Raw genomic sequence first — 12,564 nt, 5'->3', positions numbered from 1 at the left:
CGCTCAGCACGCAATCGCTTGCGTCCTGTGTGAATTACTTTTGTTTGGAATTGTTTACCGTGTTTTTCCAACACGAAAATAGGTTCCGTTACAAGTTCTTTCGATATTGTTCAATTTTCAAGGTCCTGTGCGCCGCAGCCTTTCGGCTGACAGCTTATTTATTTTATCACTTTCGTGATAAATTGTCAAGCACTTTTTTGAGAAGCTTTTGAAGTTTTGTGAACTTAAATCGTTCAGCAGTTTCTCGGTGCTAACCGGAACATTTGAACGTTCATTGGTTCTTTTCAAGGGCTTCCTGCTGAGCTTTCAGAAGTCATTCTTTTGTCTCAGCGCTTGGCGCTCAAGTATAATACCACACCCCGGCAATCTTGTCAACACTTTTTGACATCTTTTTTCCAATTTCTTTGCGGAGAGGGGGTGGGGGCAAAACTCCAACCGCAACGAACCCTCTCAGGCATCGCTGCGCGATGCCTGAGAGGGTTCAGTCCTATATTATTACATTATATAGGCAGAGCAAATCCCAACCGGGTATAGACGGCGGCTGATATTACCCACCGGAAAGCAAGTCGCTCTGTCAAGACTTTCCGTGCAAAATTTTGTCCCGAAAAATATCCACGATTTTTGGCGATTGCTACAAAACGCAAAATATAGTGGTATTTTGCTTGACTTGCCACTAGATAATGATAAAATAGAGCTACATTCAGTTTGTTGGATATCGTTGTGCGCAGACGGGTATCTCTTATGGTAAGAGGTACCCGTTCACAATGCGCCTATATAGAAGGAGGAGAACCGATGAAGATCATCAAACGAAACGGTGCAGAAGTTCCTTTTGATATTACCAAGATCATCACCGCCGTTACCAAAGCCAGCGATTCCGTGGGCGGTCAGGCTCGCCTGAGCCGGGAGCAGATCACCCAGATCGCCGCAGCCGTTACCGACCAGTGCCAGCAGCTTAACCGCGCAGTCAGCGTGGAAGAGGTGCAGGATCTGGTGGAGAACCAACTGATGGACATTCAGGCGCACGATGTGGCACGGCACTATATCACCTACCGCTACGTCCAGAGCCTGAAGCGTCAGACCAACACCACCGACGAGCGTATTCTGAGCCTGATCGAGTGCCAGAACGAAGAGGTCAAGCAGGAGAACGCCAACAAGAATCCCACCGTCAACAGCGTGCAGCGCGACTATATGGCCGGCGAGATCTCCAAGGATCTGACCGCCCGTCTGCTGCTGGACCCGGAGATCGTAAAGGCACATCAGGAGGGTCTGATCCACTTCCACGATTCCGACTACTTCGCCCAGCACATGCACAACTGCGATCTGGTGAACCTTGAGGATATGCTGCAGAACGGCACTGTCATCTCCGGCACCTATATTGAGAAGCCGCACAGCTTCTCTACTGCCTGCAACATTGCCACCCAGATCATTGCACAGGTGGCCTCCAACCAGTACGGCGGCCAGAGCATCAGCCTGACCCATCTGGCTCCCTTTGTGGACGTCTCCCGCAAGAAGATCGCCGCCGAGGTAGAGCTGGAGATGGAAGGTCTGGACGTCTCTGCCGAGCGCAAGAAGGAGATCGTGGAGCGTCGTCTGCGCAACGAGATCAACCGCGGCGTGCAGACCATCCAGTATCAGGTGGTCACCCTGATGACCACCAACGGTCAGGCACCCTTTATTACCGTGTTCATGTATCTGGGCGAGGCCCGCAACCCGCAGGAAAAGGCCGACCTTGCCATCATCATCGAGGAGACCATCCGCCAGCGCTATCAGGGCGTGAAGAACGAGGCCGGTGTGTGGATCACCCCCGCCTTCCCCAAGCTGATCTATGTGCTGGAAGAGGACAACATTCGCCCCGGCACTCCCTACTACTACCTGACCGAGCTGGCCGCCAAGTGCACCGCCAAGCGCATGGTGCCGGACTATATCTCGGAAAAGAAGATGCTGGAACTCAAGGTGGACAAGAACGGCGAGGGCCACTGCTACACCTGCATGGGCTGCCGCAGCTTCCTGACTCCCTATGTGGACCCCGAGACCGGCAAGCCCAAGTACTACGGCCGCTTCAATCAGGGCGTGGTCACCATCAATCTGGTGGACGTTGCCCTGAGCTCCGGCGGCAACTTTGAAAAGTTCTGGAAGATCTTTGACGAGCGTCTGGATCTGTGCCACCGGGCTTTGCAGGCACGCCATAAGCGGCTGCTGGGCACCCCCAGCGATGCTGCCCCCATTCTGTGGCAGTACGGCGCACTGGCACGCCTGAAAAAGGGCGAAAAGATCGACAAGCTGCTGTTCGGCGGCTACTCCACCATCAGTCTGGGCTATGCCGGCCTGTACGAGTGTGTGAAGTATATGACCGGCAAGAGCCACACCGATGCCGGTGCCAAGCCCTTTGCCCTGAGCGTGATGCAGCACATGAACGACAAGTGCAACGCGTGGAAGAAGGCCGAGAACATGGACTACTCCCTCTACGGCACCCCGCTGGAATCCACCACCTACAAGTTTGCCAAGTGCCTGCAAAAGCGCTTTGGCATCGTGAAGGGCATCACGGACAAGAACTATATCACCAACAGCTACCACGTCCATGTCTCCGAGCCCATCGACGCCTTTACCAAGCTGAAATTCGAGGCTGACTTCCAGCGCCTGTCCCCGGGCGGTGCCATCAGCTATGTGGAAGTGCCCAACATGCAGGACAATCTGGAAGCCGTCATGAGCGTGCTGCAGTTCATCTACGACAACATCATGTATGCCGAACTGAACACCAAGTCCGACTACTGTCAGGTGTGCGGCTATGATGGCGAGATCAAGATCGTGGAGGACGACGGCAAGCTGGTGTGGGAGTGCCCCAAGTGCGGCAACCGCGACCAGAACAAGCTGAACGTCGCCCGCCGCACCTGCGGTTATATCGGCACCCAGTTCTGGAACCAGGGCCGCACGCAGGAGATCAAGGATCGCGTGCTGCATCTGTAACAACAGCTAAATTTTATTTTTGATTTGATATTTGGAGCGGCCTTTCGGCCGCTCCAAATATCTTTTCAGCAAACGACAGGAACATGAGCATGAACTACGCAAACATCAAATATTACGATATCGCCAACGGCCCCGGGGTGCGCACCAGCGTTTTTGTGTCCGGCTGCCGCCACCACTGCCCGGGCTGCTTCAACGCCGTGGCATGGGATTTTGACTACGGTCAGCCCTTTGATAAGACCGTGCGCAACGAGGTATTCGCCTCCTGCCAGCCGGACTATATCGCCGGGCTCTCCCTGCTGGGCGGCGAACCCTTTGAGCCGGAGAACCAGCGGGAGCTGCTGCCCTTTGTGCGCAACTTCAAGGCATTGTACCCCGCCAAGACGGTGTGGTGCTACTCCGGCTACACGTGGGAGCAGCTTACCGGCGCAGAGCCCAGCCCCGCGCGGTGCGAGGCGACCGACGAACTGCTGGCGCTGCTGGATGTGCTGGTGGACGGCAGATTCGTGCAGGCCGAGCACGACATCTCCCTGCGCTTCCGCGGCAGCCGCAACCAGCGCCTGCTGGATGTACCCAAGTCCCTTGCCGCCGGGCAGCCCGTGTGGTGGGAGGACGAAAAGGTGTTCGCCACCCATACCATGGAACGGTAAACCGTATTGAATCACCTCCCATGAAAATGCGTTTGTCGCGGCCCGCAGGCCGCGACAAACGCTCTATTAAAAATAATTCTTCCGCTGAACATGGCCAAAGCAACGCGGAGGCCATTCGAAATCGTCCCGCACTAAAAGAAGCCGCTGCACAGTCTGTGCAGCGGCTTCTTTCTTTTCTCACTCCCGGCTGCCCACGGCGTCCTCGATGACGCGCAGGAAGGCGTTGCCGTAGCGGGCGGCTTTCTTTTCGCCTACGCCGCTGATGTTCAGCAGCTCGTCGATGCTCATGGGCTTTTTCTCTGCCATCTCCCGCAGGGTGGCATCGTTGAACACCATAAAGGCGGGCAGGTTCTGCTTGCCTGCCAAGCGCTTGCGCACCGCATACAGGGCGTTGAGCAGCTTTTCGTCCGCCTCGCTCAGGCTGCCCGCTGCGGCGGGCTTTGCGCGGCGGGGCTTTTCCAGCCGGTCGGCGCTCTGGGCGGCACGGCGGCGGGCGTACTCCACCTGCAGCTGGGCTTCCTGCTCGGCGGCAAGGCAGCAGGAGCAGTTGCCGCACTTTTTGGGCGCTGCTTCTCCGAAGTATTGCAGCAGAAAGCCGCGCAGACAGTGCTGGGTGGTGGAATAGAAGGTCATGTACTTGAGCCGCTCCTCTGCCTTGCGGGCGGCTTCGGCCTTTACATCCGCGGGCAGACCATTGTCGGCCTCCCGCTCTTTGTCGATGAAAAAGCGGATGGTGCGCACATCCGTGCCGGAATACAGCAGGGTGCACCGGGCAGGCTGACCATCGCGCCCGGCGCGTCCGGCTTCCTGATAATAGCTTTCCAAGTCCTTGGGCATATTATAATGGATGACGAACCGCACGTTTGGCTTGTCGATGCCCATACCAAAGGCATTGGTGGCCACCATCACCTGCACCCGGTCGTAGAGAAAATCGTCCTGATTCTGCCGCCGGGTGTCCGCATCCAGCTTGGCGTGGTAGGCTGCCGCCCGGATGCTGCGGCTCTGCAGCAGCTGCACTGTCTCGTCCACCTGCCGGGTGGTGCTGCAATACACGATGCCCGCATGATTGCCCTCTTTGAGCACCAGTTCCAGCAGCTCCTTGGGCTTCTGGCTGGGCAGTGCCCGCCGGGTCTCGAAGTACAGGTTGGGGCGGTCGAAGCTGGTAGTCACCTCGTAGGGCGCTTGCAGCGCCAGATGGGTGCGGATATCCTCCCGCACATGGGCGGTGGCGGTGGCAGTGAACGCGCCGATGACCGGGCGGCTGGGCAGGCCGTCCACAAACGCCTTGATGCGCAGATAGCTGGGGCGGAAATCCTGTCCCCACTGGCTGATGCAGTGCGCCTCGTCCACCGTGACCATGCTGATCTGCCGCTCCTGCGCAAACCGCTGGAAGCCCGGCATCTCCAGCCGCTCCGGTGCTACATAGATGATCTTGTACCAGCCCTCCCGGGCGCGGTGCAGCATCAGCGCCTTCTGGTTGTCGGTCAGGCTGTTGTTCAGAAAAGCCGCCGCCACGCCCGCCTGCACCAGCGCCCCCACCTGATCCTTCATCAGGCTGACCAGCGGGGACACCACGATGGTGATGCCCGGCAAAAGCAGCGCCGGCACCTGATAGCAGATGGATTTGCCCGCACCGGTGGGCATGACCGCCAGTACATCCTGCCCGGCCAGCAGGCGGCTGACGATCTCCTCCTGCCCGGGGCGGAAGCTGTCGTAGCCGAAAACTTTTTTCAGGATACTGTGCGGGTTTTCCATGGTTTCCTCCGTTATATATATAGGTGCACTGACGCGCAGAACGCTCAAAACCTTATCAGTATACCACAAAACCGGCACTTTGGGCAGAAAAAAGCGTCACTTTGCGCAAAAGTGTGCAATAAGCGCTCTTTCTGCCCGGGAAGGATAGCTTTTCAGGCGCGAAAATGCTATAATGAGAACACATATCTCCATGCCACCCCGCATACTGCCCGGCATGGACCATGCAACGTAAAAAGGAGCATTTATAATATGCAGCAGAAACTTATCACCTTTGCCGTGCCCTGCTACAATTCCGCAGCCTATATGCGTCACTGCATCGAAACGCTGCTGACCGCAGGCGAGCAGGCCGAGATCATTCTGGTGGACGATGGTTCCGTCAAGGATGACACCCCCGCCATCTGCGACGAGTACGCCGCAAAGTACCCCACCATCGTCAAGGCCATCCATCAGGAGAACGGCGGCCACGGCGAGGGCGTGAATCAGGGCATTCGCAACGCCACCGGCCTGTACTACAAGGTAGTGGACAGCGACGACTGGCTGGACACCGACGCCCTGAAAAAGGTGCTGGAGCGCCTGACCACGCTGGTAGCCCGCGGCACCGCGCCGGATCTGATGATCTGCAACTATGTGTACGAGCACGTGGAGGACGGCACCAGCCATACCGTGCGCTACACCAACGTGTTCCCGCAGAACCGTCTGTTTGACTGGGTGCACGTCCGGCGCTTCCGCCCGGATCAGAACCTGCTGATGCACTCGGTCATGTACCGCACCGAGGTGCTGCGTGAGTGCGGCATGGTGCTGCCCAAGCACACCTTCTATGTGGACAACATCTTTGTGTACCAGCCCCTGCCCTATGTCAAGAGCATGTACTATATGGATCTGGATCTGTACCGCTACTTCATCGGCCGCGCAGACCAGAGCGTGAACGAGAGCGTGATGGTCGGCCGTGTGGACCAGCAGCTGCGGGTCACCAGGCACATGATCGACTGTCAGGATCTGGACGCGCTGAAGGACCAGAAGCGTCTGCGCGCCTACATGGTGCACTACCTGTCCGTCATGATGGCGGTCAGCGACATCTTTCTGCTGCTGGACGGCAGCGCCGAGGCACACGCCAAAAAGGCCGAGCTGTGGCAGTACCTCAAGGATCACGTTACCCCCGGTGTCTACCGCGCCGTGCGCGTGAACCTTGGCGGCCTGACCGACCTGCACTTCCCCGGCGGTGACAAGGTGGTCGTAGCCACCTACCGCCAGCTGCGCAAGATCTTCAAGTTCAACTAAGAGCATATTTTATATTTCGGGATAGCGGAACGCCTGCGGGCGCTCCGCTATCCCTTTTTCACGGCTGGGGTCGTAAAGGGAAACGGCAGCCGAACTGCTTGTATTCCGTCCTTTCTCGTTCTGTTTCTGTCTTTTCGTCTCAAAAGATGTATGAAACGCGCGGGATGGTTGCTTTTCCTCCGTTGTTCCGGTATACTGGATACGTTTTCCCATTTTGACCCCCGCGCTGGATTTCACACGGGAGTTCGATACTTTTTTGACAAGGAGGAACCGAGTGCTGCGGCCTTTGGCTGCACACCCAATACAAACCACATTATGGAACAAATGTTGATCTGTCTGTCCCTTGCCCTGATCGCCGGCCTGCTCATGTCACGCGCTGCCAAGGCCGTGCGTCTGCCCGCCGTCACCGCTTACCTGCTTACCGGTCTGCTGATGGGGCCCTTCTTTCTGGGTCGGCTGGGATTGAGCCGTTTCGGCTTTGGCTTTGGCAGCCTTGCTGCCGTGGAGGGCTACGGCATCCTCACACAGGTGGCGCTGGGCTTTATCGCCTTCGTCATCGGCAACGAGTTCCGGCTCAGCGCCCTGAAGCACATGGGACGCCGCGCCGTGACCGTGGGCGTTGCGCAGGCGGTGATCACCACCGCGCTGGTGGATATCGCCCTTGTTGCCCTGCACTTTGCCCGCCCGGACGTCATCTCGCTGGCCTCTGCCATCACGCTGGGCTCCATCGCCGCCGCTACCGCCCCTGCCGCTACCCTGATGGTGGTCAAGCAGTACAAGGCCGACGGCCCTTTGACCAAGCTCCTGCTGATGGTGGTCGCCATTGACGATGCCGTGGGTCTGGTGCTGTTCTCGGCCTCCTACGGCGTGGCAAATGCGCTGGAGCAGGGCCGCATCGACCCTGTGAGCGTGGTGCTGGAGCCGCTGCTGGAGATCGCGCTCTCGCTGGCGCTGGGCGCTGCCGCCGGTTACCTGCTGAACCTGCTGGAGGTCTACTTCCACTCCCGCTCCAAGCGCATGAGCCTGTCGGTGGCCTTTGTGCTGCTGACCGTGGGGCTGTCCATGACCAAGTTCGAGATCAACGGCACCCGCTGCGGCTTCTCGCTGCTGCTGGTGTGCATGATGACCGGCACCGTGTTCTGCAACGTCTGCCCCACCTCGGATGAGCTGATGGACCGTCTGGACCGCTGGGTGTCCCCCATCAACATCCTGTTCTTCGTGCTGTCCGGCGCAGAGCTGGACCTGACCATCCTCACCAACCCCATGGTGCTGCTCATCGGCGTGGTATACATTGTGGCGCGCTCTGCCGGTAAGATCAGCGGTTCTTACCTGAGCTGCCGCGCCACCAGCTGCAGCCCGGCTATTCAGAAATATCTGGGCATCACCCTGCTGCCGCAGGCCGGTGTAGCGCTGGGCATGGCGGCCACCGCCGCCGAGCTGTCGGACGGCCACATGGTGCGCAACGTGGTGCTGTTCTCGGTGCTGGTGTACGAGCTGGTAGGCCCCACTCTGACCAAAATCTCGCTGGTCGCCGCCGGAGAGATCCGTCCCGAGGGACGCACCAGCGCCCGCGTGGAGAACCAGCCCGAAGCCCCTGTGGAGCTGAGCTGAGACGGCGAGAAAGAATTATTTGTAATTTAGGGGTTCTGAAAAGCCTGCAGGCTTTTCAGAACCCCTTTTTTCACGGAGAGAATCTCCCCCACCTTTATGTGCAGAAGGTCTTTTTTTGTCGAATCAGCACGCAATCATTGACGAATGGTGTTATTTTTTGTATACTGAGCTTATCAGCGCTGGCACAATTTTCCTATTGTGTCAGTGGTTGCTAAAAAGGAATAAGGAATAGTGAAGGAGAATGACACATTATGAAAAGCACTGGCATCGTTCGCGGCATTGACTCGCTGGGACGGATCGTTCTGCCGAAGGAGCTGCGCACTAGTATGCACCTCGACACCGACACCAAATTGGAGATCTTTGTGGATGGGGACGCCATCGTCCTGAAAAAGCACCGCCCCGCCGGCAGCTGCGATTTCTGCGGCGAGGTGGACGAGCAGGCCATCCAGTTCGGCGGCTACTGCATCTGCAGCGCCTGCCGCCGCAAGCTCAGCGCACTGTAACGCAGAAAGGGGGCTCTTTCCATGAGCCGGTTCATCGACTTTACCCTTCCCTCCACCGTGCCGGGGCGCACCCTGCACGGCTTTCGCTGCGTCCCGGAGGGGCAGGTGCGGGCGGTGCTGCAGCTGTCCCACGGCATGGTGGAGTATATCGACCGCTACCGCCCCTTGGCGGAATATCTGGCCGACCGGGGTATTCTGGTCACCGGACACGACCATCTGGGGCACGGTGCATCCATCCGCACCAAGGAGGACTACGGCTACTTTGCCGAGCCGGACGGCAACCGCGCCGTACTGGCCGACCTGCACGCCGTGACCGTGCTTACCAAGGAGCTGTACCCAAACCTGCCCTACTTTTTGCTGGGGCACAGCATGGGCTCGTTCTACGCCCGGCAGTATTTGTGCGAGTATGGCCGGGAGCTGAACGGTGCCATCATTATGGGCACAGGTTTCCAACCCAAGGCGCTGGTCAAGGTTGCCAAGACCCTTTGCCGGGTGCTGGCCGCCTTCCACGGCTGGCACTACCGCAGCAGCCTTGTGGCCAACCTTTCCTTTATGGGCTACAATAAGGGGCTGGAGGGCCGCACCACCCACGACTGGCTCAACCGCGATCAGGCCGAGGTGGACAAGTATCTGGCCGAGGAGCGCTGCACCTTTACCTTTACGCTGAACGCCTATTACAGTATGTTCAGCGGCATCCTGCGCCTGCACGACCCGGCTTTTCTGGCACGGATGCCCAAGGAGCTGCCGCTGCTCTTCCTCTCCGGCGATGCCGACCCGGTGGGCGAGCAGGGCAAGGGCGTGCGCCGCGCCATCCAGAGCCTGAAGGACGCCGGTGTGCAGAACATTGAAAGCATCTTCTACCCCGGTGCCCGCCACGAGCTGCTGGTGGAGACCAACAAGTTGGAGGTTTTCGGGGACATCGCCGCATGGCTGGACAAACAGCTGGCAAAACAGTAAATACAAACAAAGGGCTGCTGCACGTTTTGTGCAGCAGCCCTTTCGCGTAAGACGATTAGAAATGTCCTCCGCTTCGCTCTGGATATTCTCAGCGGAACAAACATTTTTATTTGGCTTCCCAAACGCCTGCGGGCGTTTGGGAAGCCTTTTTCGTCATCATTCTACATTCCGTTTATAGCGCAGCGGGGTCTGCACCTCGGCGCGGATCTTACCCAGATAGGTGCGGGTCTGCTCTGCGCCCTGCAAAATAGACTCCACCTGCGCTTTCTGTTCTGCAGTCAGGCCGTCATCCTCTGCCAGCAGTTCCGCGTTGCCCTCGATGATGGTCAGCGGCGTTTTCAGCTTGTGGGACAGCTGAATGATCTGCTCCCGCTGCCGCTGCTCCATGGCCCACTGCTTCTGCAGGCTGCCGGTCAGGGCGTCGCCCATGGTCTGCAATGCCTGTAAAGTGCTCTCGTACTCCCGCACCTTCGCGCCGGAAAACACCGCGCTGTCCAGATCCTTCCGCGCCACCGCCTGCGCGGCGGCGGTCAGCTTTTCGGTCTCCCGGGTCAGGAAGCGCCCGGTCCTGTGGGTGCTCCACACCACCGCGCCTACCAACAGCAGAATGCCCAGAATGCAGTGCACGGTCTGCATATCCGGCAGCACACCCCGCAGCGCAGGGTCGGCGTAGGGCACGGCATAGTCAAATTGCAGCAGACAGACCGTTCCGTCCTGCAATTTCGACGTCATATAATACTGTGTGTAGCCAAAATGCCAGCGGGTTTTCCCCTGCCGGTTCTCCATTGCCCGCTGCAAGTGCCCGGCATCCATGTTGGTGGCCAGCACCTCGCTGCTGTCCGGCGCGGCAAACAGGGCGTACCGGCACAAGGAGTCCAGCTGCGTCTCGTCAAAGGTGGCGGCGGTCATGCCCGGCAAAACGTCCTGTGCGGCTTTCTGACAGGCCTGTGCAGCTTGATTCGCGGGAAGAAACAGCCCGCTGTTCTGGATCCACAGCAGCACCACCAGCAGCCACCCCACCGCGACCAGCAGGCAGGCCAGCGCCGTGCGCACTAGATATTGCAGCAGCACGCTGCGCAGAGAGGTCAGTCTTCGCTTTTCCATCGGTACCCCACGCCCCATACGGTATTGAGCAGCTTTTCCGGCTCCGGCACGCCCGCCGCCCGCAGCTTTGCCCGGATATTTTTGATGTGCTGGGTCACGGCGGTGTCGTCCGCAGTGCCGTCAATACCAAAAACCGCTTCGTAAATTTGCTCCTTGGTAAAGGTCTGCCCGGCGTGCAGCGCCAGATACTCGCAGATGGCATACTCCGAGCGGGTCAAGGGCAGTTCTCTCCCTTCCACCGCCGCGCTCCGGGCGGTCAGGTCAAAGGCCACGCCGCTGCGCACCATCCGGTGCGCCGGGGTACGGCTCTGCCGCCGCAGATGTGCCGCCACCCGCGCCCGCAGCTCTGCCACCCGGAAAGGCTTGGACAAAAAGTCGTCTGCCCCGATGCCCAGCCCCTCCAACACAGCAGCCTCGTCGGTGCGGGCACTCAGAAACAGGATGGGCACTTCGGTCAGGCTGCGGATGCGCCGGCAGACCGCAAAACCGTCCTCCCCGGGCATCATCACGTCCAGCAGGATGCAGTCTGCCCAGCGGCAGAGCGGCTCGGTCAGATCTCTGCCCGCCTGCCGCGTTTCTACCCGGTGGCCGTCCCGCTCCAAAGTGGTGCGGATCAGCTTGCAGAGCTCCAGATTGTCATCCACTGCCAGAATGTTTGCCACAAAATCACCTCAACACGTTATAAACAAGGCAGGATGCCCCATACAGCAGATACACATGGGCGGGGTAGAACCAGTAGAACAACTGCTTGTGGCCCTTGCCCCGCTGCCCGTTGTACAGCAGCATCAGCAGCACCGCCGCCACCCCGAACCACTCGTAGTAGTCGGTGAACATCTGCGTCCAGACAAAACCATCCTGTCGGCAAGCCATCCCAAAGGTCAGCGCAAAGTCACACAGGAAAATCACCAGTGCCCATACTGTCAGCTGCACTTTGCGCCGTCCGCGCAATGCATACAGCAGCACACCGCCCAGCAAAAAGCTCCAGCTGCCGTCCGTGATGCCTGTCCACATGGGCAGCGGGCTGGTGATGACAAAGGCCACGACTGTCGAAGCAATGGGCATATCCTGCACCTGCGGGAAGAGCAGCAGAAACACGATCACCACATACGGCCAGCACAGAACGGCGGCAATAGCGCCAATGCCCTTTGCGAATTTTTTCTCCCGCAGCCAGTCGATGCCCTGCCAGACGATGCACAGCAGCATCAGATCCTGAAAGATGGCGTTCTGGGGGTAGAAGTCATCCCCGCGCCGGAAGGCTTTGGCGTAGATCATAAAGAATTCCAGCGCCGCCATGGCTGTACCAATGGCCCAGATGCGGATAAAATACCGCTTGCGGTCATGGGTGTGGGCAAAGCCCTCCACCGTGCAGAACAGAAACAGCGGCGCACTGAGCCGCCCCAGCATACTGAACACCGTCGGGATGCAGCCGGTGAACTCGAAGAAATAATGAATGTGGTCCAGCACCATCAGCGCCAGTGCAATGGTCTTGAGCTGGGTACCGTCCAGCCCTTTTTTCGTTAATTTGTCCATACAGACTCTCCTTTCCTTGTGCATTCAGTGTAACAGGGAAATCTGTAGAAAGTATAAAGTTCTGCTTTTATAATACTATTTTTTGCCCCAAAACGCAACAAAAAAGCCCTGAGACTTTCATCTCAGAGCTTTCTGTTCAAGTCGGCGACTACCTATTTTCACAAGCCGTTTCCAGCTAACTATCTTCGGCACAAGTAAGCTTAACTTCTGTGTTC

The 12,564-nt window shown here is 58.4% G+C and carries 11 protein-coding genes; 6 read left to right on the top strand and 5 right to left on the bottom strand.

Features of this window, described 5'->3' with window-relative positions; translation table 11 throughout:
* Window positions 1-792: 792 nt before the first annotated feature.
* Together nrdD and nrdG are read left to right on the top strand one after the other, a co-directional pair.
* Window positions 793-2,964 carry an anaerobic ribonucleoside-triphosphate reductase gene (gene nrdD / locus C7J97_RS13845; RefSeq protein WP_005922766.1) on the top strand — a complete coding sequence of 724 codons (2,172 nt, stop codon included), beginning with the start codon at window positions 793-795 and terminating at the stop codon, window positions 2,962-2,964.
* 89 nt (window positions 2,965-3,053) lie between these two features.
* Window positions 3,054-3,611 (top strand): anaerobic ribonucleoside-triphosphate reductase activating protein, encoded by a 558-nt coding sequence (nrdG, locus tag C7J97_RS13840; RefSeq protein WP_113993301.1) that lies wholly within the window; start codon window positions 3,054-3,056, stop codon window positions 3,609-3,611.
* A 177-nt stretch (window positions 3,612-3,788) separates the two neighbouring features.
* Here nrdG and C7J97_RS13835 read toward each other — a convergent pair whose 3' ends face one another.
* Complete coding sequence (locus C7J97_RS13835) at window positions 3,789-5,366, bottom strand: RecQ family ATP-dependent DNA helicase (RefSeq protein ID WP_113993300.1); 1,578 nt, start codon at window positions 5,364-5,366, stop codon at window positions 3,789-3,791.
* A gap of 249 nt (window positions 5,367-5,615) precedes the next feature.
* On the opposite strand from C7J97_RS13835, the gene C7J97_RS13830 reads away from it, so the two are divergent.
* Window positions 5,616-6,644: a glycosyltransferase family 2 protein gene (locus C7J97_RS13830; protein WP_113621614.1), complete on the top strand. Its 1,029-nt coding sequence runs from the start codon at window positions 5,616-5,618 to the stop codon at window positions 6,642-6,644.
* A 9-nt stretch (window positions 6,645-6,653) separates the two neighbouring features.
* Here the strand turns inward: C7J97_RS13830 and C7J97_RS14910 are convergent, their stop codons facing one another.
* Window positions 6,654-6,857 carry a hypothetical protein gene (locus C7J97_RS14910; RefSeq protein ID WP_147232774.1) on the bottom strand — a complete coding sequence of 68 codons (204 nt, stop codon included), beginning with the start codon at window positions 6,855-6,857 and terminating at the stop codon, window positions 6,654-6,656.
* A gap of 102 nt (window positions 6,858-6,959) precedes the next feature.
* On the opposite strand from C7J97_RS14910, the gene C7J97_RS13825 reads away from it, so the two are divergent.
* From C7J97_RS13825 to C7J97_RS13815, 3 genes are all read left to right on the top strand, one after another.
* Window positions 6,960-8,255 carry a cation:proton antiporter gene (locus tag C7J97_RS13825; RefSeq protein WP_113621615.1) on the top strand — a complete coding sequence of 432 codons (1,296 nt, stop codon included), beginning with the start codon at window positions 6,960-6,962 and terminating at the stop codon, window positions 8,253-8,255.
* A 251-nt stretch (window positions 8,256-8,506) separates the two neighbouring features.
* Window positions 8,507-8,758, top strand: a complete 252-nt coding sequence (locus C7J97_RS13820) for an AbrB/MazE/SpoVT family DNA-binding domain-containing protein (RefSeq protein ID WP_005922780.1) — start codon at window positions 8,507-8,509, stop codon at window positions 8,756-8,758.
* A gap of 21 nt (window positions 8,759-8,779) precedes the next feature.
* Window positions 8,780-9,715 (top strand): alpha/beta fold hydrolase, encoded by a 936-nt coding sequence (locus C7J97_RS13815; RefSeq protein ID WP_113993299.1) that lies wholly within the window; start codon window positions 8,780-8,782, stop codon window positions 9,713-9,715.
* 156 nt (window positions 9,716-9,871) lie between these two features.
* On the opposite strand, the gene C7J97_RS13810 is transcribed toward C7J97_RS13815, so the two are convergent.
* The 3 genes from C7J97_RS13810 to C7J97_RS13800 are packed head-to-tail and all read right to left on the bottom strand — an operon-like array spanning window position 9,872 to window position 12,349.
* The gene (locus C7J97_RS13810) at window positions 9,872-10,819 is read right to left on the bottom strand and encodes a histidine kinase dimerization/phospho-acceptor domain-containing protein (protein ID WP_113993297.1); all 948 of its coding nucleotides are present in this window, start codon (window positions 10,817-10,819) and stop codon (window positions 9,872-9,874) included.
* Window positions 10,801-11,481, bottom strand: a complete 681-nt coding sequence (locus C7J97_RS13805) for a response regulator transcription factor (protein WP_113993296.1) — start codon at window positions 11,479-11,481, stop codon at window positions 10,801-10,803. The genes C7J97_RS13810 and C7J97_RS13805 overlap by 19 nt, the downstream gene beginning before the upstream one ends.
* Window positions 11,482-11,485: 4 nt before the next feature.
* Window positions 11,486-12,349 (bottom strand): TraX family protein, encoded by an 864-nt coding sequence (locus C7J97_RS13800; protein ID WP_113993294.1) that lies wholly within the window; start codon window positions 12,347-12,349, stop codon window positions 11,486-11,488.
* Window positions 12,350-12,564 lie beyond the last annotated feature (215 nt).

Origin of the sequence: Faecalibacterium prausnitzii (assembly GCF_003324185.1) — a bacterium.
GTDB classification, from domain to species: domain Bacteria; phylum Bacillota; class Clostridia; order Oscillospirales; family Ruminococcaceae; genus Faecalibacterium; species Faecalibacterium prausnitzii.
Note: the sequence above shows the minus strand (reverse complement) of the source record. Positions and strands in the feature narration are given on the sequence as shown.

Excerpts from the sequence above, each read along its gene's own strand:
- nrdD (WP_005922766.1), top strand. The coding sequence starts at position 793 with ATGAAGATCATCAAACGAAACGGTGCAGAAGTTCCTTTTGATATTACC.
- nrdG (WP_113993301.1), top strand. The coding sequence starts at position 3,054 with ATGAACTACGCAAACATCAAATATTACGATATCGCCAACGGCCCCGGG.
- C7J97_RS13835 (WP_113993300.1), bottom strand. The coding sequence starts at position 5,366 with ATGGAAAACCCGCACAGTATCCTGAAAAAAGTTTTCGGCTACGACAGC.
- C7J97_RS13830 (WP_113621614.1), top strand. The coding sequence starts at position 5,616 with ATGCAGCAGAAACTTATCACCTTTGCCGTGCCCTGCTACAATTCCGCA.
- C7J97_RS14910 (WP_147232774.1), bottom strand. The coding sequence starts at position 6,857 with ATGGGAAAACGTATCCAGTATACCGGAACAACGGAGGAAAAGCAACCA.
- C7J97_RS13825 (WP_113621615.1), top strand. The coding sequence starts at position 6,960 with ATGGAACAAATGTTGATCTGTCTGTCCCTTGCCCTGATCGCCGGCCTG.
- C7J97_RS13820 (WP_005922780.1), top strand. The coding sequence starts at position 8,507 with ATGAAAAGCACTGGCATCGTTCGCGGCATTGACTCGCTGGGACGGATC.
- C7J97_RS13815 (WP_113993299.1), top strand. The coding sequence starts at position 8,780 with ATGAGCCGGTTCATCGACTTTACCCTTCCCTCCACCGTGCCGGGGCGC.
- C7J97_RS13810 (WP_113993297.1), bottom strand. The coding sequence starts at position 10,819 with ATGGAAAAGCGAAGACTGACCTCTCTGCGCAGCGTGCTGCTGCAATAT.
- C7J97_RS13800 (WP_113993294.1), bottom strand. The coding sequence starts at position 12,349 with ATGGACAAATTAACGAAAAAAGGGCTGGACGGTACCCAGCTCAAGACC.